This is a genomic window from Paraburkholderia sp. BR13444 (genome assembly GCF_040948755.1).
In the GTDB taxonomy this organism is placed as follows: domain Bacteria; phylum Pseudomonadota; class Gammaproteobacteria; order Burkholderiales; family Burkholderiaceae; genus Paraburkholderia; species Paraburkholderia youngii.
Window position 1 is genome coordinate 334,097 of record NZ_JBFPKM010000009.1, and the last position, 21,258, is coordinate 355,354.

Here is a 21,258-nt window from a genome sequence, read left to right on the forward strand (position 1 = left end):
CTTGGTTCCCAGATACCAGGCATCCCTAGGTATTCCCCAGGCATTTGTACGCGTTGACAACACGGCATTCCCTTTCTAGCATGCTAGCATGTTCTCTCGAAATCAAGGCCTCCGTGAACTCGTCAGCCGAACTGGAGAATGCCGCTGGCAATCCTTATGTCGCACTGCAAAAAGTTGGCGGTGGCGAGCGCGGCAGTTTGACCGACGCGGTCGAGGCGGCGTTGCGAGAAGCGATCGTTACGTTGGCGTTGGAACCCGGCATGATGATCGACAAGATGGCCGTGTGCGAACGGATGGGGGTGTCGCGCTTTCCGGTGTCGTCCGCGTTGGCAAGGCTTGCGCATGCGGGTCTCGTCGAGGTATTGCCGCAGCGCGGCACGCGCGTCAAACCGATCGCGCTCGACGACATCCGCCAGCATCTATTCATCCGCAGCGCACTGGAGGTCGAGACGGTGCGCGGCGTGGCGCGAATGCACGACCAGGCCACGCTCGACGCATTGGCCAGCAATCTCGACCAGCAGCGCACTCTGGCTGGAAGTGGCGAACGTCTGGCGTTTCATGCGCTCGATCTGGCTTTCCATGAAATCCTGCTCGACGCGGTCAACCTGCCGCGCGTGAAGGAAATCGTCGCGGTGTCGCGCAATGCGCTGGACCGCGCGCGGCAATTGCTCGCAAGTCCGGAACGGCTCCTGCATACGCTGGAAGAGCACGAGAGCATCTTCAGGGCTCTTTGCGCCGGCGACGGCGATGCGGCCGCGAAAGCGATGCACGATCATCTCGACCAGGTCGTCGCCGAATTGCACCGGTCCGCGAAAGAGCGGCCCGACCTGTTCGCGCCTTGAATGAAAGCTGCAATGAAAGCCGTTGTCGAGTCGTAAAAAGCTCCACCGTAAAAGCGTTGGTGAGATAGGCAGCCGTCGACAGATCAGCACATGAACCCACTCATTTCCGTCAACAAGCTTTGCAAGAGCTTTCCGGGCGTTAGAGCACTTCATGACGTCCGCTTCGAACTCATGGCCGGCGAGGTCCACGCGCTGATGGGCGAGAACGGCGCCGGCAAGTCGACGCTGATGAAGATTCTTGCCGGCGTCTATACGCGCGATTCCGGCGAAATTCTGTTCGACGGCAAACCCGTCGACTTTCAAAGCCCGCGCGACGCGCAAGCCGTCGGCATCGGCATCATTCATCAGGAACTGCAACTGATGAATCATCTGAGCATCGCGCAGAACATCTTTATCGGCCGAGAGCCGCGCAAGGGTCTGGGTCTGTTCCTCGACGAAGACAAGCTGAATGCGCAGGCACGCGAGATCCTGGCCCGCATGCACGTGAAGCTCGATCCGCGCACGATAGTCGGCACGTTGACCGTCGCGAGTCAGCAGATGGTCGAGATCGCGAAAGCCCTGTCTTTCGATTCGCGCGTGCTAATCATGGACGAGCCCACCTCCGCGCTCAACGATGCCGAGATTGCCGAGTTGTTCCGGATCATCCGTCAATTGAAAGAGCGCGGCGTCGGCGTCGTCTATATCTCGCACAAGATGGACGAGTTGAAGCAGATCACCGATCGCGTCACGGTGATGCGCGACGGCGAGTATGTGGCCACCGTTCCGACCGAGGGCACCAGCGTCCAGACGATCATCGGCATGATGGTCGGGCGCACGCTCAGCGACATCGCGCCGGTGGAGAGCGCGCCGGCGAAAGGCGAACTCGCGCTCGAAGTGAAAAATCTCGTCGCGGGTCCGCTCGTGCGCGACGTCAGTTTCGAATTGCGCAAGGGCGAAATACTCGGCTTCGCCGGCTTGATGGGCGCGGGCCGCACGGAGCTCGCGCGTGCGGTGTTCGGCGCCGATCCGGTCGAATCGGGCGAGATATTTGTGAAGGGCGTGAAGGCGTCGATCAAAAGGCCCAGTGATGCGGTCAAGCGCGGCATCGGCTATCTGTCGGAAGATCGCAAGCGCTTCGGTCTGGCCACCGGAATGGATGTCGAATCGAACATCGTAATGTCCGATCTCGGCAAGTTCCTGTCGCTCAATATGTTCCTGCGCAGCGGGCAGATTCGTAAAAGAGCGCAGCACTTCATCAAGCTGCTTGCGATTCGCACGCCTTCGGCGACGCAGCAGGTTCGGCTCCTGTCGGGCGGCAATCAGCAAAAGATCGTGATTGCGAAATGGCTCGAGCGCGATTGCGATGTCCTGTTCTTCGACGAACCGACGCGCGGTATCGACGTCGGCGCGAAAAGCGAAATCTACAAGCTGCTGCGTTCGCTGGCGGCGCAAGGCAAGGCGATCGTGATGATCTCCTCCGAGCTGCCCGAAGTTCTGCGCATGAGCGACCGCATCGTCGTGATGTGCGAAGGCCGCATTACCGGCGAGCTGTCCGCCAGCGAAGCGACGCAGGAGCGCATCATGCATCTCGCGACGCAGCGCGAATCCCTGAAAACGGCACAAGCCTGAAGAGGTCTATGACATGACAATGCAAACGGATACCGCGGCGCTGGACAACGAACGGCGCACTTCCGGGCTGAAAGCGCGAATTTTTGCGCCGACCGCCGTGCAAAAGATGCTCGCGTTCGCGAGCCTCATTCTGCTGCTGGTGTTCTTCAGCTTCGCGTCACCGGCCTTCATGCAGATGGACAACATCCTCGGCATTTTGCAGGCGACCGCTGTGAACGGCGTGCTGGCGATCGCGGCAACGTTCGTGATCATCACTGGGGGTATCGATCTGTCGGTTGGTACGTTGATGACGTTCACCGCCGTGATTTGCGGTGTATTTCTCACCTACTGGCATCTGCCGATGTGGATGGGCGTACTCGCGGCACTGGCGACTGGCGCGGTATGCGGCACGATATCGGGCACCTTGACCGCGAAAATGAAGATTCCGCCATTCATCGCGACGCTCGGCATGATGATGCTGCTCAAAGGGCTTTCGCTCGTCGTATCGGCCGACAAGCCGATCTATTTCACCGATACCGAGAACTTCTACCGTATTTCCCAGGACTCGCTGATCGGCTATTTCCTGCCGAGCGTGCCGATTCCGAATGCGGTACTTATTTTGTTCTTTCTCGCGATCGTCAGTTCCATTACGCTCAATCGCACTGCGCTCGGCCGCTACACATTCGCACTCGGCAGCAATGAAGAAGCGGTACGGCTCTCGGGCGTCAATGTCGATCGCTGGAAGATCGCGATTTACGGCGTGGGCGGCGCGATCTGCGGCATCGCGGGTCTGTTGATCGCGTCGCGGCTCAATTCCGCGCAGCCGGCGCTCGGTCAGGGCTACGAGCTCGATGCGATCGCGGCGGTCGTGATCGGCGGCACGTCGTTGAGCGGCGGGTCGGGCACGATACTCGGCACCATCATCGGCGCTTTCATCATGAGCGTGCTGACCAACGGGCTGCGCATCATGTCGGTCGCGCAGGAGTGGCAGATCGTCGTGACGGGTTTGATCATCATTCTGGCGGTGTATGCGGACATTCTGCGGCGCAGCCGGGGAAGTTGATGTAGGAGCAAGGAAGCAGCAAATAAGCAGGGAACGCAGGAGCAGCAGAGAGAGGGCACGTGAAGGCTCCCTCGAAAGCTCGATAGCGGCTTGATAGCCCAACCATTGGAGGAGGCCCCATGTTGAAGAGAAGACTAATCGGTATCGTGGTCGGTGTCGGTGCGCTCGTTGGCGGAAGCAGTCTCGCGTATGCGGATGAGCAGTATATTCCGCTTATTTCGAAAGGCTTCCAGCATCAGTTCTGGCAAGCCGTCAAATCGGGTGCCGAGCAGTCCGCGAAAGCGAACAACGTCAGGATCACGTTCGAGGGACCGGAAACCGAAGCGATGGTCGACAAGCAGATCGATATGCTGTCGGCCGCGCTCGCGAAGAAACCGCAGGCGATCGGTATTGCGGCACTCGACAGCAAGGCGGCTATCCCCTTGCTCAAGCGCGCGCAGAACGACAAGATTCCGGTGATCGCATTCGACTCTGGCGTCGACAGCGATATTCCGTTGACGACCTGCGCAACGGACAACCTCGCCGCCGCCGCGCTCGCCGCCGACAAGATGGCCGAGTTCATCGGCAATTCCGGCGAAGTCGGCGTCATCGTGCACGACCAGACCAGCCGCACCGGTGTCGATCGTCGCGACGGTTTCGTCAATCAGATCAAGTCGAAGCATCCGAACATCAAGATCGTGTCCGTGCAATACGGCGCCGGCGACCACCTGAAGTCGGCGGAAATCGCCAAGGCCATGATCCAGGCGAATCCGAACCTGAAGGGCATCTTCGGCGCGAACGAAGGTTCCGCGGATGGCGCAGCGATTGGCATCAAGGAGTCGGGCAAGAAACTCGTGCTGATCGGCTTCGACTCCGGCAAGGAGCAGAAGGACAACATCATGTCGGGCTTGATGGCCGGCGCGATTACGCAGAACCCGGTCGGTATCGGCAAATGCACGGTCGACTCGGCGGTCAAGGCTCTGCATGGCGAGAAGCTGCCGAAGAAGATCGACACCGGTTTCTACTGGTACGACAAGACCAACATCAACGATCCGAAGATCGTAGCCGTGCTGTACGACTAAGCAAGGGCGGCGATCGCGACTCGGGAAACCGGGAACGCGGAAATCGTCAAGGAGGAAGAGCCACGCTCTTCCTCTTTTTTATTGCCTTTGCGCAACATCGGAATGACGCCACACCGAGCGGGGCGCTGCGCCGCAACAACGTGCGATCCGAAACGCTCGCACCGGTCGAGCGGCTGCGGATTAGCGACGGTCCATTGCCATAAAAGCGTGGCTAATAGTCATTTCACGCCATTGCCCGCATTAATCTGATATTTTATGTTTATGTAATCGTTGCACGAGCCGTCCATTCGCATGCCGATTCGGACCCACTAACCGTCGAATGCGCAGGTCATGGCTTTTACCGAACCAAGGTCTCCATTTTTCAAGTGGCTCGTGTCTTCGGCTCAGAACCTGAGTCCGGACAACCGGCAGATTCTGCTCGCCAACCTGTTTACGCGAACCGCTTCTATCATATTCGCATCGATTTGCGAAATCAGCGTTTGCGCGACTGCGTATTATCTTTATCCGATTCCGCTGTATGCCGCGTGGGGCATTGCGGTCGTCGCATTGCTGATCGTGCGGCTCCTGTTGATCTGGCTATGCCGCACGCGCGCCGCGAAAGGGCTGCCCACACCGACTTCCGCGTTTCTTTTCGCGAGTCTGTTGTGGAGCGCGCTATTCGGCTTCGGCACATTTCTGTGCAATATCAGCGGAAGTCCCACGCTTTTTCTGCTTGGAAACGTTTGCGCGGTCGGTGTAATCGGCGGGTTGGCCGGACGTAATGCGAGCACGCCGCGGCTTGCGTTATTGCAGATCGTTTTTATTCTGAGCTTTCTGAGTATCGGCGCGGCGATGTCGCCGGGCAATGGCAAGCTTGTGTTGCTATTTCAGGCACCGTTTTGCGCGGCCGGCTTTTTCACGGTTGCGCTGCGCAGCAATCGCGACACCGTCGCGTTGCTGCTCGCGCGCGAAAACAGTCATCGCCTCGCGCGCCAGGACAGCTTGACCGGTTTGCCGAATCGCGCGCGCATCAGCGAGCTGCTGCTCGAGCGCACCGGCGAGACTTCGACCGGGCAGGGCGGGGCGTTCGCGGTGCTGCTGATCGACCTCGATGGCTTCAAGGCGATCAACGACAGTCTCGGCCATGCGGCCGGCGACCAGATTCTGCAGGAAGCGGCGACGCGTTTGCGCGACGTGCTGCCAAGCGGCGACCAGGTTGGCCGCCTCGCGGGCGACGAGTTCGTGGCGATTTCGGACGGCGCCGGGCAGCTTCGCGACGTGCGAGTGCTGGCCGATCGCATCGTCAGAACGCTGGCGCGGCCGTTCGTGCTGAGCGAAGCGCTCGTGCATATCGGCGCGAGCGTCGGCATCGCGCTGTACCCCGAACATGCGAATACCGGTCCGCAATTGCTGATCTGCGCCGACCGCGCGCTGTATGGCGTCAAGCGCAGCGGCAAAAGCGCGTTTGCGATTTTCGATGCCGAAAAGCACGTATCCGACGAAAGCCTGAGCCTGCTGCGCAGCGACCTCGAAGGCGCGCTGAAGTCGTTCGATGGTTTGCGCATGGAGTATCAGCCGATCATCGATCTTCACACCGGCGCGGTAGCGGGTCGCGAGGCGCTGATTCGCTGGGCTCATCCGACGCGCGGCGAGTTGTCGCCGTCGGCGTTCATTCCGACCGCCGAGCGTACCGGCCTGATTCTCCTGTTGGGCGAATGGGTGCTGCTGCAATCGTGCATGGCGGCGTCGACGTGGCGCGACAAGGTGATCGTCGCGGTCAACGTATCGCCGGTGCAGTTGCGCGAGGATTCGTTCGCATCGACGGTGACGGCCATACTTCGGAAAACCAGGCTGCCGCCGACGCGGCTCAATCTCGAGGTCACGGAAACGGCACTGCTGAACGACGATGAAGTGACCCGCCGCAATATCACCCGGTTGCGCGCCTTGGGCATCGGGCTGGCGCTCGACGACTTCGGCACCGGCTTTTCGACGATGTCGACGCTGGTGCGCTTCTCGTTCGACAAGCTGAAGATCGACAGCTCGTTCGTGCGCGAGGCCGTGCATGGGCGCGAATCCGCGGCCGTGGTGCGCGGCATCGTCGCACTTGCGCGCGAGATCGGCATGCCGACCACGGCAGAGGGCATTGAAACCCAGGAGCAGCTCAATTTCGTGCGTGTATGCGGTTGCACGCATGCGCAGGGTTATCTGCTGGGCAAGCCGATGAGCAGCGAAGAAATCGAGCAGTGCGAAGCCGCGCTCGACGCGCGTGTCGCCGACAAGGCGGCGCCCGCGGACTTTTGATAACCGTTACCGACGCGATCGAGGTCGTGATGTCGTCTCCCTTGCAATTCCAATTGCGGATCACCGCATCGGCGGAACTCGCCAACTCGCTGCGCGCGGACCCTTCGTGCGCCGCGCATCCAGCACTTCGTACCGTTTTGCAAACGCATCACGCAACGCTCAAATGCCAGTTCGATGCATTCGCCGACTACGTGAGCGAAGCGGAAAGAATGGGCGCCGAGAACTACCCGCTTTATCAATGGACGCGGCAGACCATCGAGAACCCGGAGAAGAAAGCGAAATACCTTCAGTCGTTCACGCTCTACGTGAATGGCGACGAGGTGTATGGCAAGGATGTCGCCGATGCGCTCGAAGTCGGCTTGTCGAAGCTGATCGACGCGAACGGCATCGTTCGTGTGTCGAGGTTCGACACGAATCCCGCAAACAATCCACAGCCGCCCGCGCGCATGTGAGGCGGGCAATTAAATTTCACTCTGAAAGCTTCACGGTCAAGCGGCTTAACATTTGACGACACGCGACGAAGTTCGTGAGACGATGCCATTTCACTTATTTTTGTGGGAGTGCGACATGGGACTTCTGGACGAAGTGGGCAAGATCGCCGGCGCGGTCGCCGCCGTTGAAGCCGCGGAGAAAGTCGATCCGCAAGCGGGTCTGCTGACCAAGGGCATCGCCGCTATCGCTGGATTCGAAGGCGCCGGCAAGCTCGAAGAGCTGGTGGAAAAGAAAGAAGAAGAGAAGCAGGACGACGCCGACAACGCTCAAGCCGCGGACGATACGAGTTCGCAAACCTGAGCGGCGCTCAGGCGGATTGCCGGATGCATGCGCGTGATCGAATTGCGCGCTGCACCGGCAATTCGTTTTTGTGAGCGTTTCGATCTCAATTCCCACCTTCCGCTGTTCTCCCGATGTTTTCATCGGGCTGTCATCGCCGTCCGGCTACGATCGTCGGTCACTTTCCTTCCGCGCTCGCCCCGCGGGGTGTTGTTTTGCGCTGGCGTTCTTCCACCCGAACAACCATACCGGACATGTCGAACAGAAAAATCGTCAAGACAACGCCTGCCGATGAGCACGGCGCATCGATCGTCTCGCGTCGCGGCTTTCTGAAGTTCGCCGGCGTATCGAGTCTCGCGACGGCGGCGGGCGCGCTCGCATCGACCGCGCGCGGCGCCAATAGCGGCACGCCCGATGGCACGCCCGAGCAGATCCATCTGACCTGGGGCAGCGACCCAACGAGCGAAGTTACCGTGTCGTGGTCGTCGCTCGCGCCGGCGGTCAATCCGCAGGTGCGCATCAGCGGCACCCGTCACGGCGACCACGCGAAACATACGGTGCACGCGGTGCAAAGCACTTACACCGACGGCCTCAACGGCGAGGTCGTGTTCAACTATCACGCGCGCGTGCGCGAGCTGAAGGCCGACACGACCTATCAGTACGAAGTGACGGCCGATAACGACAGCAACGCATCGCAACCCTTCGCCGCGAGTTTTCGCACCGCGCCGCGCGGCCGCGCGCCGTTTCGCTTCACGAGCTACGGCGATCTCGCGACGCCGAATACGAACTGGGTGCTGTCGTCGCCCCAAAGCCGCTTCGCGGTGGCGGCCGTCGAGAGCTTCCAGCCGCTGTTCCATCTGCTGAACGGCGACCTCTGCTATGCGAATCTGAACCCGATGCAGCAACCCGAGGTGTGGCGCGACTTCGGCAACAACGCGCAGACCTCGGCGTCGAACCGGCCGTGGATGCCGTGTCCGGGCAATCACGAGCTCGAATTCAACAACGGCGAGCAAGGGCTTGCATCGTATCTGTCGCGCTACATGCTGCCGGACAATCACACGCGTTTTCCGGGCCGCTGGTACAGCTTCCGCGTCGGCTCGGTGCTGTTCGTTTCGCTCGATGCGGACGACGTCGTCTATCAGGATGCCGCCGCGTTCGTCGCCGGGCCCGCGCCGTTGACGCCGGTCGCGAGTACCGGCAATCCGCCGATTCCAGCGGGCACCTCGCTGTACGTGCGCGGCTATAGCAATGGCGAGCAGACGCGCTGGCTAGAGAAAGTGCTGCAGCATGCGTCGCACGATAACGACGTGGATTGGATCATCGTGCAGATGCATCAGGACGCGCTCAGTTCGTCGAAGACCGGCAACGGTTCCGACAAGGGCATTCGCGAAGCGTGGCTGCCGCTGTTCGATCGCTATGGCGTGGACCTCGTGCTGTGCGGTCACGATCACGACTACGAGCGCAGCTATCCGGTGCGCGGTTGCAATCACAACCGGGGCACCGACATCGCGACGGGGCGCCCGGTCGATACGTTGCAGCCCAAGCCGATCATGTCGGCGGTATCGGCGGGTGCATCGACGTTCGATACGAGTCACGGCACGATCCACCTGATTCTCGGCGGCGGCGGCACGAGCGCGCCGCTCGACGTGTATGGCGTCGATGCCGGCACGGGCCTGCCGCAGGCGCGCATCTTCACGAAGCCGAATCGCCCGGTGCCGGCGACGACCGCGGGCGCGTTCGTGCGCTCGAGCGCCGACGCGGTCGAAGACGCGATCTGGTCCGCGCAACGCGACACCGGCACCGGCTACGGCATCGCGGTGTTCGACTACGATCCGGGACAGCCCGGCGGCGACACGACGATCACGATGAACTACTACCATGCGCCTGGCGCGGATCAGACGCCGACACCGGAATATGCGCTGTTCGAGACGATCGAATTGAAGAAGAAGCGGCGCGGCTAGAAGAGTAGATTCAGACCGCTAACCGGCATTCGCGCGAGGGGCCGCTCACCACGAGCGGCCCTTGTTTTTCGCGGTCGCCGCAAAAAACAATACCCCATTCATTTTGTTACACGTCTTACCGGGATGGACTGTCGCAGTTACAAAGGCCTTTCGCAAGCCCCGCTATACTCGGCGCCGTCTCACTAAAACAAAGACCCGATATGTCCAAGAAGATCATCCAGATGGTTGCCGTGGCTGCATTGAGCGCCGCGGCGTCGTTGCCGGCCCTCGCCGGTGATATGAACAACATGCTCGGCGGCGCGCTCGGTGGCGTGGCCGGCGCGGCAGTCGGCGGCGCGGTGGGTGGCAGCACCGGCGCGGTGATCGGTGGCGCGGTGGGCGGTGGTGCGGGCGGCGCGGTCACGTCGAATCGTCGCGAACGTACCGGTGCGATCATCGGCGGCGCGCTCGGTGGCGGCGCGGGCACCGCGGCCGGCAACGCAATGGGCGGCCGCACTGGCGGCCTCGTCGGCGCGGCGCTGGGCGGCGGCGCGGGTTCGGCGCTCGGCGGCAACATCTCGCGCTCGAACTCGTACGCCGACGACTACTCGCGCGACTACCATTCGGGCAAGCGCCATCACAAGCATCGTCATTACGACTGAGATGGCTTGACATAGACGGGCTGGTCCGCGTGCGCATCACAGGCGAACGCGGCGGCCCTCGTCCGTCACGCATGCAAGACCAGTTTCTGAATGCGCCAGTTCAGCAACTCGGCAACGAATAAGACGTTTTCCGAAGGACACGCCATCTCGTGAATCCAGCCGAACTGTTTCGGCTGTTTGCCGGCTTTGCCGAGTACGCCGAGCACTTTGCCATCGAGCGTCATCTTGTAGATACGGCCCGGAAACGCGTCGGCGCTATAGAGCACCTGATTCGGTCCCGGCGAAATGCAGATCGCCCAGGGCGAGCCCGGCGCGAACGTGCCCGCGGCGAGTTCCGCTTCGCTCGGCATGTTGCCGATCGCGGGACGCGCGTCCGGCGGCACCGGTACGTCGATCGTGAACTGCCGCAGGAACGTGCCCTCGGTATCGAACACCTGGATGCGCCGGTTGCTCCGATCGGCCACGTACACGTGGTCGTGCGCATCGACTGCGATGCTATGCGGCGTGTGGAACTGCCCCGGTCCCGTGCCGCGATCACCCCATGACTTCAGCCAGTTGCCGTCGCGATCGACCTTCGCGACGCGCGAGTTGATGTATCCGTCGCTGATATAGGTGTTGCCCGCCTTGTCCCACGCGACGTCGGTCACCTGGCGAAAGCGTCCGGGTTCGGACGGCAGCGGCGGATTCGGATGCTTGAGCGGCGCGGTCTCTTCGTCCGATGCTTCCTGCTTGCGGCCGAACACCATCGCGACGCGTCCTTCCGGCGTGAATTTGATCACCATGTCCGAGCCCTTGTCGGTGACCCAGACGTTGTCATGCCGGTCCACCTTCACCGTGTGCGCGAACGACCACGCATACAGGTTGTGGCCGATCTCACGCACGAAGCGTCCATCGGGCGCGAACTCGAGCAGTTGCGCGGCGGCCGCGCCATACGCGGGGCCGGTGGTGTTGCCGCGCGACAGCACGAAGATATGGCCACGCGAATTGAGGGCGACGCCCGAGCATTCGCCGAAATACGTGTCGTTCGGCAAACGTACGGGGTTGGCAATCGAGTCATAAGCAATCGTGCGCACGTCGGGTGCGTCCGCGGCGAACGCGGACGGCATCGCGAGTCCGGCGGCACTGCCCGCAAGCAGGCTCATGAAAGTCCGGCGGCTCATCGCCCGATGGTCGGGACTGCCGCAGCACGCACAAAACGACTCGTATCGCTCGCTCATTCGTTGTCTCCTTTGATCCATCGCTTGAAGTGTGCAAAGGCAAGCCTAGTGCACAAAACGCTTAATAGCTAAGTCGTTTTGCGATGCTGGAAGAGACATTTCCCGTTATGCGCGGCACATGCTCCCGATCTGCTTGCTCAGCGCGGGCTGGCTCATGCACAGATGGTCCGCAGCGTGACCGAATTGGCGCTGTTCGGCCGCGGTCACGAAAGCACGCAACAAATTCAGTTCCATTCTCTGTCCGGTGACGGCAGGGCATCGCGCGCCAGCCCGCTTTGCTACCATGCAAGACAGCGACCGCCATGGTCCGCTTTCATCCCGCGTTGGTCCATCACACAAGGAGATTCGAATGAGCAAAGGTTATTGGGTGACGTCGTACCGCAAGACGAACGATCCGCAGAAACTGGCCGCGTACGCGCAACTCGCCCCGGCCGCGGTGGCGGCGGCAGGCGGCAAGTTCATCGTGCGAGGTGTGGCGGACGAGGCGCGCGAGCAGGGCCTCAAGGAGCGCACGGTCGTGATCGAATTCCCGACCTACGAGGCGGCGGTCGCCGCTTACGAAAGCGACGAGTACAAGAAGGCGCTGGCCGCATTGGGCGATGGCGTGGAGCGCGATCTGCGCATCGTGCGCGGCGCCGACTAACGCGCGAGCCGCATGTCTACACTGCGCGGCGCTCGCCGCGCAGCCGCTTACTTCACCGCGCCGAGCGCGAGCCCCTTCACCATATAACGCTGCAACCACGCAAACACGATCGAAACCGGCAGCGTCGCGCCCAAGGTCGCGGCCATCACCAGATGCCATTCGACCACGTACTTGCCCGCCACCATATCGGTCACCTGCACGGTCAGCGTCTTGTTTTCCGGCGAACGGATCAACGTATAGACCACCGCGAACTCGTTCCACGCATTGATGAACGTGAAGATCGCGGTTACGACGATCGCCGGCACCGCGAGCGGCAGAAACACCTTGAACACCGCGCGCGTACGGCTGCAGCCTTCGAGCCACGCGGATTCCTCGAGATCCTGCGGCACGGTCTGAAAGTACGACGACAGCATCCACACCGCGAACGCGATATTGAACGCCGCGTACGACACGATCACGCCGATCCTCGAATCGACCAGGTTGCCGTCGCCCCACGGAATCATCGCCGCCAGCCGGAACAGGCCGACCACCAGCAGGATCGGCGACAGCATTTGCGTGACGAGCAGGAACTGCCTGTACAGACCGCGTCCGCGAAACGGAAAGCGCGCGAGCGCGTAAGCGGCGGGCAGGCTCACCGCGAGTGCGAGCGCGGTGGACAGGCAACTGATGATCGCGCTGTTGCGCAGCGCGACGCCGAAGTTGGCCGCGTCCCACATGTCGACGAAATTGCGCCACTGCCACTGCACCGGCAGCCAGCGCGCCGGATAGACGAAGATCTCCGACGCGGGCTTTACCGAAGTGAAGAACATCACCGCGAACGGAAACAATATGACGATCACGAGCGGCGTCAGCGCGATCCAGCACCACAGCGAGCGTTTGGTCTTCGCGCTCAGACTCATGACGGCACTCCTTCTTTCGTGCGTTGCAGACGCAGATAAGCGATCGAGAACGCGAACAGCATCACGAGCATGATCAGCGAAACGGCGGCCGCTTCGCCGGGGCGTCCGAGCCGGAAGCCGAGTTCGTACAGATAGGTGACGAGGATGTGCGTGCTGTTGTCGGGGCCGCCTTGCGTCATCACCCAGATGATCGGAAACGAGTTGAACACGTAGATCACGTTCAGCAGGATCGCCATGTTGATGAACGGGCGCAGCAGCGGCATCGTCAATTGACGGAACTGCTGCCACGCGCTCGCCCCGTCGATCCGCGCAGCTTCGTAGATATCGCTCGGCACCGACGACAGGCCGCCAAGAAAAATCGTCACCGTGAACGGAATCGACACCAGAATGCCGACCGCGATTTCGACGGGGAACGCGAACTCGGGCGTCGCGAGCCAGTGAATCGGGCCGCTGATCAGGCCGAGCCGCTGCAGCGTCACGTTGACCATGCCGTAGTCGTCGTTGAAGGCCCAGCGCCAGACGACGGCGGTCATCGTCAGCGAGACGGACCACGGCAGCATCACGATCGTGCGCGCGACACCGCGGCCGTGGAAGTCCTGATTCAGAATCAGTGCGACAGGTACCGAGATCAGCACCGTGCCACCCACCACACACACGGTCCAGATGATCGTGCGGCGTACCGAAGCGACAAACACCGGGTCCTGGAATACGTTGATGAAATTCTGCGCGCCGGTGAAGTCGCGAATCGCGCCGAAGCGCGACACCTCATGCAGCGATTGCCACACGATGTTGAAAATCGGATAGCTGATGATGAACAGCGCGAGCACGAGGCTCGGCGCAATCAGCAACCAGGGCGCGTGCGCGCGCGGAGAAACGGAGCGGCTCATGCGTGCTCGATCGTAAGACGCGCCCGCTTTCTGGCGGCGGGCGCGACGGAATGGGCCGGTGGGTGCGTCGTGCTGCATAGGCTCGAATATTGGGGGGTGTGCGCAACGCGCGGCGCTTTAACTACGGCGCCGCGCGTCCCCTGTTCGTCTCGTTACTGCCGGAAACCGCGTGTCAATGACCGAGCGACTTGTTCGCCTGCGCAGCCGCCGCATTCAACGCGTCAGCCGGTTGCGCCTTGTTCAGATATATCGCTTGCATCGAGTCGGTCACAGCCTTTGCGGTGTCTTCCCAGCCGGTCACGGTCGGCGCGAAGTGAGCCGTGGGCAGCAACGCGATGAACGCCTTGATGTCCGGATCGTTGAACGCCGGGTCCGCCGCTTCGGCCTTCGTGGTCGGCAGGAAGCCTTCGGTCGTCGTGAACTCGACGCGCGGTTCCTTCGTGAACAGATAGTCGAGGAACTTCCACGCGGTCTTCTTCGCCTTCGAGTTCTTGAACATCACGATCGAGTCGGTGACCGCGTAGGTGGCATGCGTCGTGCCCATCGGCACCGGATCGATGCCGTACTTCAGGTTCGGCGCTTCCTTCTTGATCTGCTTCGCGAGGAACGGCGCGGAGATCACCATCGCGACGCGGCCCTGCTTGAACAGGTTCTGCACGTCTTCGCGGCTATAGCCGGTGACGCCCGGTTGCGTGAGACCCTGGTCGATCATCTGCTTGTACATCGTCGCGGCCTTCACGCCCGCCGGCGAATTGAACGCGGCCTTGCCGTCCTTGCCGACCACGTCGCCGCCCATCGTCCACAGCGCGTAGTAATAGTAGACGTCGGTTTCGATTTCCTTGCCTTGCAGGCCGAAGCCGGCGATGCCTTGCGCCTTCAGCTTCTTCGATGCATCGATCACGTCGTTCCAGGTCTTCGGGCCGTCGGGGTAGCCGACCTTCGCGAGCATGTCCTTGTTGTAGTACAGCGCGCGTGCGGAAGCAGCGATCGGCAGCCCGTAGGTCTTGCCGTTGATCTGGCCGGGCGCGAGGAACGGACCGATGAAGCGGGCCTTGAAGTTCGCGTCCATATAGCCGTCGAGCGGCTCGGCGACGTCGTCCTTCACGAAGTCGAGCAGCCACCGCGTGCCGACGATCGCGAGGTCCGCGTTGGCGCCTCCGGAGATGTCCGTTTGCAGCTTCTGTTGCAGCGTATCCCAGTTCACGTCTTCGATCTTGATGGTCGTGCCGGGGTTGGCCTTCTCGAAGTTGCGGGCCATTTTCTCGAAGTACGGCGCAGTCGCGTCGCTGTAGTGCGCGACCGTCACGCGGACCGTTTCGGCGTGGGCCGACACGGCGATACCTGCAAACGCGAGCGCCACGGCGACTTTGCCTAGCGCGAGGGAAGCACGGGCATGCAACGACATTTTTCTCTCTCCTGTGGGTGGTTTGCTGCCGTCGCCGGCCGCCTTGGGTAAATTGTTTGAAAAAATCCTACATGACGCAAAATAGCTTGTCACGTAGGGTCTGCGATATTTTTTCCTCGGTGATTTTGTGCATAAGATGCTGGAAAGTATGGGATATTCTGCACTGCGCGATGTTACGGAAACCCACTCTTCGGGATGACCGGGCAGTCCTTGCAAACACTTTTTGTAGGAAATTTACAGCGAGGCGCGCGGCGCGGGCTGGGTGGCGGAAGGCGACGGCAAGACGGCCGAATCGGCCGGGCGAACGAGCGAGGAATACATGGATCGTGTCGTATTGGTAACGGGCGCATGCGGCGGTATCGGCAGCGTGTTATGCGAGCGCTTCGTGGCGGCGGGCGACACCGTGCTCGCGCTCGACATCGACGCGGCCGCGCTGCAAGCGCTGAGCGCGCGACTTGGCGCACACCAGGGCGCAGACAAAATCGTGCCGGTCGCGGTCGATCTCGGCGACGCCGCCGCGGTGCAGCAAGCGGTGGCCGCGGCGGTCGCGCGGCGCGGACCGGTCGACGTGCTGGTCGCGAACGCGGGCGCGGCGCTCGGTGCGTCGCTCGCGAGTACCGACGCCGCGAGCTGGCAGCGCGACATCCATCTGAATCTGAACGGCACGTATCACACGGTCGAGGCGGTGCGCGCGTCGATGATCGAACGGCAGCGCGGCGCGCTCGTGCTGATCGGCTCGGTGAACGGTCTCGCCGCGCTCGGTCATCCAGCATATAGCGCCGCGAAGGCCGGCCTGATCAGCTATACGAAGGCGCTTGCGATCGAGCTGGGCCGCTATGGCATTCGCGCGAACATCGTATGCCCGGGCACTGTGAAGACGCAGGCGTGGCAGGCCCGCGTCGACAAGAATCCGCAGGTGTTCGAGGAGCTGAAGAAGTGGTACCCGTTGCGCGACTTCGCGACGCCCGACGACATCGCCGACGCGGTGCTGTTTCTCGCGTCGCCGCAAGCGCGCGTGATCACCGGTGTCGCGTTGCCGGTCGACGGCGGCTTGATGGCGGGCAACCGGCTAATGGCTCAGGAACTGACGCTCGAGTCGTTCTGAACCGCGCACGGCGCGCGCATTACGACACCCGCAATACAACACGCAGCAAGACGATGAGGACAGCATGGCAGCAGTGCAACTGAGCGGCATCTTCAAACGCTATGGCGACACCCAGGTCGTGCACGGCATCGATCTCGACATCGACGACGGCGAGTTCGTCGTGCTGGTCGGTCCGTCGGGCTGCGGCAAGAGCACGCTGATGCGGATGGTGGCCGGGCTCGAGGAAATCAGCGGCGGCGATCTGATGATCGGCGGCACGCGTGCGAATACGCTGGCACCGCAGCAGCGCAATATCTCGATGGTGTTCCAGAGCTACGCGCTGTATCCGCATCTGTCGGTGTATGAAAACATCGCGTTCGGTCCGAGAATCCGCAAAGAGTCGTCGGAGAAATACAAGCCGCGCATCGATGCGGCCGCGAAGATGCTGAACCTCAGCGGCTATCTGGACCGTTTGCCGCGCGCGCTGTCGGGCGGTCAGCGGCAACGTGTCGCGATGGGCCGCGCGGTGGTGCGCGAGCCGTCGCTGTTCCTATTCGACGAGCCGCTGTCGAATCTCGACGCAAAGCTGCGCGTGCAGATGCGCACCGAAATCAAGGCGCTGCATCAGCGCTTGAAGAACACGGTGATCTACGTCACGCACGATCAGATCGAAGCGATGACGATGGCCGATCGCATCGTCGTGATGAACGCGGGACGGATCGAGCAGATCGGCCGTCCGCTCGAACTCTATGACCGGCCGGCGAATCTGTTCGTCGCGAGCTTCCTCGGCTCGCCGTCGATGAATTTCGTCGAGGGCGTGATCGTCACTCGCACCCAGGGTGCGGGCCTCGCATTGAAGCTCGCGGACGGCAGCGAGGTCGCGCTCGAAAGCACGCCTGCGTCGGCCGTGGTCGGTGCGCAGGCCACGCTCGGCGTGCGGCCCGAGCACATCGAGATCACGGCGCAGATACCGGATGCCGCGCTCGACGTCGAAGTGATCGAGCCAACTGGCGCCGAGACGCACTTGTACGGGAAAATAGGCGGCTCCGCGTGGTGCGTGACAACGCGCGAACGCTCGAAGATCGAGCCCGGTCAGCGTGTTGCGCTGCGTCTGCCGGCCGAACACATTCATCTGTTCGATACGGAGAGTGGACGCAGGCTGGTTTGATCAGGCCGATTGAAGCGAAGAAGCTGCGAGCGACGCGGAACCATATGAAACAGCCCCTAAGGAACACCGGGTGTCCGCACCGAACTTGATTCCCCATATCCGCAACGCACTCGCGAGTCTGCGGCCCGCCGAGCGCAAGGTCGCCGACATGGTGCTTGCCGACGTCGACTTCGCGATGCGCGCGAGCATCACCGATCTCGCGCAGCGCGCCGACGTGTCCGAGCCTTCCGTCACGCGTTTTTGCCGCGCGATCGGTGCGCACGGTCTGCGCGACTTCAAGATGCAGCTCGCGCAAAGCGTGGCGGGCGGATTGCCGTATGCGTCGACCGCGGTCGCGCGCGACGACGACGTGCAGACCTTGATGGACAAGGTCGGGGAAGCGGCGATCGACGGCATCACGCATGCGCGCGGCGCGCTCGATCCTGCGGTGGTCGAAAGCGCGATCGCGGCGCTCGTGAGCGCCCGGCGCGTGTTTTTCTTCGGCGTGGGTTCTGGTTCGGGGCTCGTCGCGCAGGATGCGGCGCTGCGGTTCTTGCGCATCGACATCGCGGCGGCCGCATTCACCGATGGTCATTTGCAGCGCCTTTACGCGGGCCTGATGGAGCCGGGCGATGTCGCGTTTGCGATCTCGCATTCGGGGCGCAGCGTCGAAGTCAACGAAAGCATCCAGATCGCGAAGGAGCGCGGCGCGACGACGATCGCGCTGACCAACGTCGGCTCGCGGCTCGCATGGCTCGTCGATATTCCGCTGCTGCTGCGCGTGGCGAGTCCGATCGATCCGAACACGCCGGGCGTATCGCGGCTCGTGCATCTGTGCATCATGGATGCGCTCGCGATCGGCGTCGCGTTGAAGGCGGGACCCGAGACGCTGGAAAAGATGCGCCACGCGAAAGCGCGGCTCGTGCCGCATGAGCCGGAAGGCGCGGGCGGGTAGAGCGCTCGAAGCGCTGGCGCGCCATCCTCTTCGGCCAGCCGATCATCGACACCTTGTTCACCGGCTGCGCGACCGTTGCCGCCGCGCGAACCTTGCCGCCCATCGGCAGATCGAGCAACTGCCACTTGCCATGCCTCGCGAGTTCGAGCGAGAAGCTCGCGGCTGCATCCGACCACAGCAACCGCTCATCGAGATCGACCGACGTATCGCTCAACGCGCTACGCAGGCGCTTGCGCAGCGTCGTGTTCGGATGCAGCCGCGCGCGCTCGCGCTCGGCCACAACTGCAACTCGCGTTGCTCTGCAACTAACCGTCAAGCCGAAACGTTTCTCCCGGCTATCATGGCAATCTGCCGCATTCGTCCGACTCATCATCCAATCAGAACCGGCTCGCAGCGTTCTCGTTCAGGTCCGTCCGCCCATGTCCTCCCGTTCCGCCGATACCGCATCGCACGCTCCAACCACGATCACCGCCCGCCGTCTGCCGACACTGCTGCTGGCCGCCGCGCTATCGCTCGGCAGCGCAACAGCGCTTGGCCTCGCGCGCTTCGCCTACGCGCTGCTGTTGCCGTCGATGAAGCTCGACCTCGGCTGGAGCTTCGCGCAGGCCGGCGCAATGAACACCGCGAACGCGCTCGGCTATCTGCTCGGCGCGCTGGTGTTTCCGCGCCTCGCGCGCCGCTGGTCGACGGGCGCGCTGTTCGCGGGCGGTTGCGTGCTGACCGCGCTGTTGATGGCCGGCAGTGGCCTCACCGCCAGCACGGATGCGCTGCTGACACTGCGCGTAATCACTGGCGCGAGCAGCGCGGCGATCTTCATCGGCGGCGGCGTGCTCGCGGCGCGGCTCGCGTCGGCGCGCCCGCGCGACGCGGGGCTCGTGCTCGGTCTGTATTACGGGGGCACCGGCTGGGGGATCGTCGCGTCTTCGGTGCTGGTGCCGGTGACGATCCTTGACGCCGCCCACGGCTGGCAGTTCGCGTGGTTCGCGCTCGCGGCGGCCTGCGCGCTGTTCGCCGCGGTCGCGATCGGCGCGTCGGCCAGAATCGAGCGCGCACATATGAGCGCGGCGGCTGCCGCGCATGCAGCCGGCGCCACTTCCGCGCCGGGTTGGCCGCAGTTCGCAGCCGCGCTCGCGGGCTACGGACTGTTCGGCGTCGGCTATATCGGCTACATGACGTTCATCGTCGCGCTGCTGCGCAACGCCGGCATGAGCGCGGCGGTCGTCACCGGCTTCTATCTGCTGCTCGGCGCCGCGACCGTGGTGTCGGCGCGGATCTGGTCGACGCTGCTCGACCGCATGCGCGGCGGCCAGGCGCTCGCCGTGCTCAACGCGCTGCTGGCGATCGCGACGCTGCTGCCCGCGCTGTTCACGCAGCCGTGGGTCGCGTTCGTTTCGGGCACGCTGTTCGGCGCGACGTTCCTGTCGGCGGTCGCATCGACGACCGCGTTCGTGCGCCACAATCTGCCCGCGAGCCACTGGGCGAAGGGCATCAGCGCCTTCACGATCGTGTTCGCATTCGGGCAGATCGTCGGGCCGGTAGTGATCGGCTGGGTGTCGGATGGCGCCGGGCTCGCGCGCGGGCTCGTGTATTCGGCGCTGCTGCTGGCGGGCGGCGCGGTGCTTGCGGCGTGTCAGAAGGCGTTGCGCGCGGCGTGAGCCGCGTTACGCGTGCCTCGTGTTCAGCGATAGGTCCAGCACCGATGCGCGATGAACGTGAGCGGCGGCACCACGCACACGACGAGCCCGATACCGAGCGCGGGCGGGCCGCCCGCGAGCTGCGTCAGGCGCGATACGAGCGCGGTCAACGTCAGGCCGCCCAGCGATACGAGCACGAACCGCCCAGCGTTCATCAACGCGGGCAGCGCCGAAAAACTCCAGAACGTGTTCAACAGATACGAGGCCGCCGTCGCCCACGTGAACGCGATCGCGTTGGCCCACGGCGGCGACATGCCGGCGTCCGCGATCAGCGTCAGCGCAATGCACACATGCAGGCCGGTCGCGATGACGCCGCTCGCGCCAAAGCGCATCAGCTTGACTCGATCGGCCAGCATCATCGCGGCGCTCCTTCGCGCTTGCGCAGGACCGCGAACAGCGATACGCCATAAGGCAGCGGCGCATGCGCGAGCCAGTGGCGCTCGGCGCTGAAAATGCGGTACAGCGCCGCGTTGAGCGGCCACGGCGGAATCGCGTCGCCGCTCGAATGCTGGCGATGCAGCAGCCGATCGGCCCAACGTGCGACCACCGCGACCGGATAGAGCAGCGTGTTGAAATAGCTGACGCGTTCGACTTCGTAGCCGGCCACGGCCGCGCAGCGCATCAGCGAAGTGCGGCTATAGCGGCGGTAGTGATGCAGGAAAACATCGTGCGCGCTCCACAGATGTTGTCCGGCCGGCACCGTCACGACGATGCGGCCTCCCGGTGTCAGCAGATCGCGCATGCCTGCGAGCGAGCCGGCGTCGTCGGCGATATGTTCGAGGCAGTCGAAGAAGCAGATCAGGTCGAAGCGTTCGCCGTCGAACGGCACGTCGTCGGGGCAGTGGCCCGCGCGGATGTCGAACTGCTTGCCGGCCTTGCGCGCGCTCAGTGCCCGAGCGGTCGGGTCCATCTCGAGGCCGCTGACGGTGCCGAAGCCGGCCAGCATGTCGAGGTTGCCGCCGGTGCCGGAGCCCACTTCGAGCACGCGCGCGCAGTGCGGTAACGCGAGCCGTTCGAGCAGCGTGCGCAGCACGTCGCGCCGCGCGCGAAACCACCAGTGCCCGGCTTCGGTTTCGGCCATTTCAAGGTATGCATCGGGAGACATGGTCAACTCCTCGGCT

General features: G+C 63.1%; 20 protein-coding genes and 1 pseudogene. 14 read left to right on the forward strand and 7 right to left on the reverse strand.

Annotation, left to right across the window (positions count from 1 at the left end; all coding sequences use genetic code 11):
- The first annotated feature begins 80 nt into the window (after positions 1-80).
- The 9 genes from AB3X95_RS25565 to AB3X95_RS25605 all read left to right on the forward strand — a co-directional run bounded on the left by AB3X95_RS25565 (position 81) and on the right by AB3X95_RS25605 (position 10,206).
- Positions 81-842 (forward strand): GntR family transcriptional regulator, encoded by a 762-nt coding sequence (locus AB3X95_RS25565; RefSeq protein ID WP_176121052.1) that lies wholly within the window; start codon positions 81-83, stop codon positions 840-842.
- A 90-nt stretch (positions 843-932) separates the two neighbouring features.
- Positions 933-2,450, forward strand: coding sequence for a sugar ABC transporter ATP-binding protein (locus tag AB3X95_RS25570; RefSeq protein ID WP_176121053.1), 1,518 nt, complete (start codon positions 933-935; stop codon positions 2,448-2,450).
- A gap of 13 nt (positions 2,451-2,463) precedes the next feature.
- Positions 2,464-3,492: an ABC transporter permease gene (locus AB3X95_RS25575; RefSeq protein ID WP_013092574.1), complete on the forward strand. Its 1,029-nt coding sequence runs from the start codon at positions 2,464-2,466 to the stop codon at positions 3,490-3,492.
- A 119-nt stretch (positions 3,493-3,611) separates the two neighbouring features.
- Positions 3,612-4,553: an ABC transporter substrate-binding protein gene (locus tag AB3X95_RS25580; protein WP_176121054.1), complete on the forward strand. Its 942-nt coding sequence runs from the start codon at positions 3,612-3,614 to the stop codon at positions 4,551-4,553.
- A gap of 330 nt (positions 4,554-4,883) precedes the next feature.
- Positions 4,884-6,833, forward strand: a complete 1,950-nt coding sequence (locus AB3X95_RS25585) for a putative bifunctional diguanylate cyclase/phosphodiesterase (protein ID WP_368622875.1) — start codon at positions 4,884-4,886, stop codon at positions 6,831-6,833.
- Between the two features lie 29 nt (positions 6,834-6,862).
- Complete coding sequence (locus tag AB3X95_RS25590; protein ID WP_176366307.1) at positions 6,863-7,285, forward strand: hypothetical protein; 423 nt, start codon at positions 6,863-6,865, stop codon at positions 7,283-7,285.
- A 115-nt stretch (positions 7,286-7,400) separates the two neighbouring features.
- Positions 7,401-7,625, forward strand: coding sequence for a hypothetical protein (locus AB3X95_RS25595; RefSeq protein WP_176121057.1), 225 nt, complete (start codon positions 7,401-7,403; stop codon positions 7,623-7,625).
- 233 nt (positions 7,626-7,858) lie between these two features.
- Positions 7,859-9,565 carry a fibronectin type III domain-containing protein gene (locus AB3X95_RS25600; protein ID WP_368622876.1) on the forward strand — a complete coding sequence of 569 codons (1,707 nt, stop codon included), beginning with the start codon at positions 7,859-7,861 and terminating at the stop codon, positions 9,563-9,565.
- Positions 9,566-9,765: 200 nt separating this feature from the next.
- A complete protein-coding gene (locus AB3X95_RS25605; RefSeq protein ID WP_176106839.1) occupies positions 9,766-10,206 on the forward strand; it encodes a hypothetical protein in 441 nt (146 codons plus the stop codon).
- A gap of 65 nt (positions 10,207-10,271) precedes the next feature.
- Here AB3X95_RS25605 and AB3X95_RS25610 read toward each other — a convergent pair whose 3' ends face one another.
- On the reverse strand, positions 10,272-11,423 hold the full coding sequence (locus AB3X95_RS25610) for a peptidyl-alpha-hydroxyglycine alpha-amidating lyase family protein (RefSeq protein ID WP_176121059.1): 1,152 nt from the start codon (positions 11,421-11,423) through the stop codon (positions 10,272-10,274).
- A 126-nt stretch (positions 11,424-11,549) separates the two neighbouring features.
- Positions 11,550-11,657: pseudogene (locus AB3X95_RS25615) on the reverse strand (LysR family transcriptional regulator); the annotation flags it as partial.
- A gap of 115 nt (positions 11,658-11,772) precedes the next feature.
- Here AB3X95_RS25615 and AB3X95_RS25620 point away from each other — a divergent pair.
- Positions 11,773-12,066 carry a DUF1330 domain-containing protein gene (locus AB3X95_RS25620; protein ID WP_176106837.1) on the forward strand — a complete coding sequence of 98 codons (294 nt, stop codon included), beginning with the start codon at positions 11,773-11,775 and terminating at the stop codon, positions 12,064-12,066.
- A 47-nt stretch (positions 12,067-12,113) separates the two neighbouring features.
- Here AB3X95_RS25620 and AB3X95_RS25625 read toward each other — a convergent pair whose 3' ends face one another.
- The 3 genes from AB3X95_RS25625 to AB3X95_RS25635 all read right to left on the reverse strand — a co-directional run bounded on the left by AB3X95_RS25625 (position 12,114) and on the right by AB3X95_RS25635 (position 15,257).
- A complete protein-coding gene (locus tag AB3X95_RS25625) occupies positions 12,114-12,965 on the reverse strand; it encodes a carbohydrate ABC transporter permease (RefSeq protein WP_176106836.1) in 852 nt (283 codons plus the stop codon).
- A complete protein-coding gene (locus tag AB3X95_RS25630; RefSeq protein WP_176121060.1) occupies positions 12,962-13,852 on the reverse strand; it encodes a carbohydrate ABC transporter permease in 891 nt (296 codons plus the stop codon). Before AB3X95_RS25630 ends, AB3X95_RS25625 begins: the two co-directional genes overlap by 4 nt.
- 172 nt (positions 13,853-14,024) lie before the next feature.
- Positions 14,025-15,257: an ABC transporter substrate-binding protein gene (locus AB3X95_RS25635; RefSeq protein WP_018435768.1), complete on the reverse strand. Its 1,233-nt coding sequence runs from the start codon at positions 15,255-15,257 to the stop codon at positions 14,025-14,027.
- A 319-nt stretch (positions 15,258-15,576) separates the two neighbouring features.
- Here AB3X95_RS25635 and AB3X95_RS25640 point away from each other — a divergent pair, with 319 nt between their 5' ends.
- The 4 genes from AB3X95_RS25640 to AB3X95_RS25655 all read left to right on the forward strand — a co-directional run bounded on the left by AB3X95_RS25640 (position 15,577) and on the right by AB3X95_RS25655 (position 20,098).
- Positions 15,577-16,362 carry an SDR family oxidoreductase gene (locus tag AB3X95_RS25640; RefSeq protein WP_368622877.1) on the forward strand — a complete coding sequence of 262 codons (786 nt, stop codon included), beginning with the start codon at positions 15,577-15,579 and terminating at the stop codon, positions 16,360-16,362.
- 64 nt (positions 16,363-16,426) lie between these two features.
- Positions 16,427-17,509, forward strand: a complete 1,083-nt coding sequence (locus AB3X95_RS25645) for an ABC transporter ATP-binding protein (protein ID WP_176106832.1) — start codon at positions 16,427-16,429, stop codon at positions 17,507-17,509.
- A 70-nt stretch (positions 17,510-17,579) separates the two neighbouring features.
- On the forward strand, positions 17,580-18,443 hold the full coding sequence (locus AB3X95_RS25650) for a MurR/RpiR family transcriptional regulator (RefSeq protein WP_176106831.1): 864 nt from the start codon (positions 17,580-17,582) through the stop codon (positions 18,441-18,443).
- 419 nt (positions 18,444-18,862) lie between these two features.
- Entirely contained in the window at positions 18,863-20,098 is a 1,236-nt protein-coding gene (locus AB3X95_RS25655) for a YbfB/YjiJ family MFS transporter (RefSeq protein WP_368622878.1), read from the forward strand.
- A 23-nt stretch (positions 20,099-20,121) separates the two neighbouring features.
- Here AB3X95_RS25655 and AB3X95_RS25660 read toward each other — a convergent pair whose 3' ends face one another.
- Both AB3X95_RS25660 and AB3X95_RS25665 read right to left on the reverse strand, forming a co-directional pair.
- Positions 20,122-20,496, reverse strand: coding sequence for a GtrA family protein (locus AB3X95_RS25660; RefSeq protein ID WP_184225288.1), 375 nt, complete (start codon positions 20,494-20,496; stop codon positions 20,122-20,124).
- Positions 20,493-21,242, reverse strand: a complete 750-nt coding sequence (locus AB3X95_RS25665; RefSeq protein WP_368622879.1) for a class I SAM-dependent methyltransferase — start codon at positions 21,240-21,242, stop codon at positions 20,493-20,495. The genes AB3X95_RS25660 and AB3X95_RS25665 overlap by 4 nt, the downstream gene beginning before the upstream one ends.
- Positions 21,243-21,258: the final 16 nt, after the last annotated feature.

Excerpts from the sequence above, each read along its gene's own strand:
- AB3X95_RS25590 (WP_176366307.1), top strand. The coding sequence starts at position 6,863 with ATGTCGTCTCCCTTGCAATTCCAATTGCGGATCACCGCATCGGCGGAA.
- AB3X95_RS25665 (WP_368622879.1), bottom strand. The coding sequence starts at position 21,242 with ATGTCTCCCGATGCATACCTTGAAATGGCCGAAACCGAAGCCGGGCAC.
- AB3X95_RS25570 (WP_176121053.1), top strand. The coding sequence starts at position 933 with ATGAACCCACTCATTTCCGTCAACAAGCTTTGCAAGAGCTTTCCGGGC.
- AB3X95_RS25640 (WP_368622877.1), top strand. The coding sequence starts at position 15,577 with ATGGATCGTGTCGTATTGGTAACGGGCGCATGCGGCGGTATCGGCAGC.
- AB3X95_RS25635 (WP_018435768.1), bottom strand. The coding sequence starts at position 15,257 with ATGTCGTTGCATGCCCGTGCTTCCCTCGCGCTAGGCAAAGTCGCCGTG.
- AB3X95_RS25595 (WP_176121057.1), top strand. The coding sequence starts at position 7,401 with ATGGGACTTCTGGACGAAGTGGGCAAGATCGCCGGCGCGGTCGCCGCC.
- AB3X95_RS25565 (WP_176121052.1), top strand. The coding sequence starts at position 81 with ATGCTAGCATGTTCTCTCGAAATCAAGGCCTCCGTGAACTCGTCAGCC.
- AB3X95_RS25585 (WP_368622875.1), top strand. The coding sequence starts at position 4,884 with ATGGCTTTTACCGAACCAAGGTCTCCATTTTTCAAGTGGCTCGTGTCT.
- AB3X95_RS25660 (WP_184225288.1), bottom strand. The coding sequence starts at position 20,496 with ATGATGCTGGCCGATCGAGTCAAGCTGATGCGCTTTGGCGCGAGCGGC.
- AB3X95_RS25600 (WP_368622876.1), top strand. The coding sequence starts at position 7,859 with ATGTCGAACAGAAAAATCGTCAAGACAACGCCTGCCGATGAGCACGGC.
- AB3X95_RS25610 (WP_176121059.1), bottom strand. The coding sequence starts at position 11,423 with ATGAGCGAGCGATACGAGTCGTTTTGTGCGTGCTGCGGCAGTCCCGAC.
- AB3X95_RS25630 (WP_176121060.1), bottom strand. The coding sequence starts at position 13,852 with ATGAGCCGCTCCGTTTCTCCGCGCGCGCACGCGCCCTGGTTGCTGATT.
- AB3X95_RS25575 (WP_013092574.1), top strand. The coding sequence starts at position 2,464 with ATGACAATGCAAACGGATACCGCGGCGCTGGACAACGAACGGCGCACT.
- AB3X95_RS25625 (WP_176106836.1), bottom strand. The coding sequence starts at position 12,965 with ATGAGTCTGAGCGCGAAGACCAAACGCTCGCTGTGGTGCTGGATCGCG.
- AB3X95_RS25580 (WP_176121054.1), top strand. The coding sequence starts at position 3,612 with ATGTTGAAGAGAAGACTAATCGGTATCGTGGTCGGTGTCGGTGCGCTC.
- AB3X95_RS25655 (WP_368622878.1), top strand. The coding sequence starts at position 18,863 with ATGTCCTCCCGTTCCGCCGATACCGCATCGCACGCTCCAACCACGATC.
- AB3X95_RS25605 (WP_176106839.1), top strand. The coding sequence starts at position 9,766 with ATGTCCAAGAAGATCATCCAGATGGTTGCCGTGGCTGCATTGAGCGCC.
- AB3X95_RS25645 (WP_176106832.1), top strand. The coding sequence starts at position 16,427 with ATGGCAGCAGTGCAACTGAGCGGCATCTTCAAACGCTATGGCGACACC.
- AB3X95_RS25620 (WP_176106837.1), top strand. The coding sequence starts at position 11,773 with ATGAGCAAAGGTTATTGGGTGACGTCGTACCGCAAGACGAACGATCCG.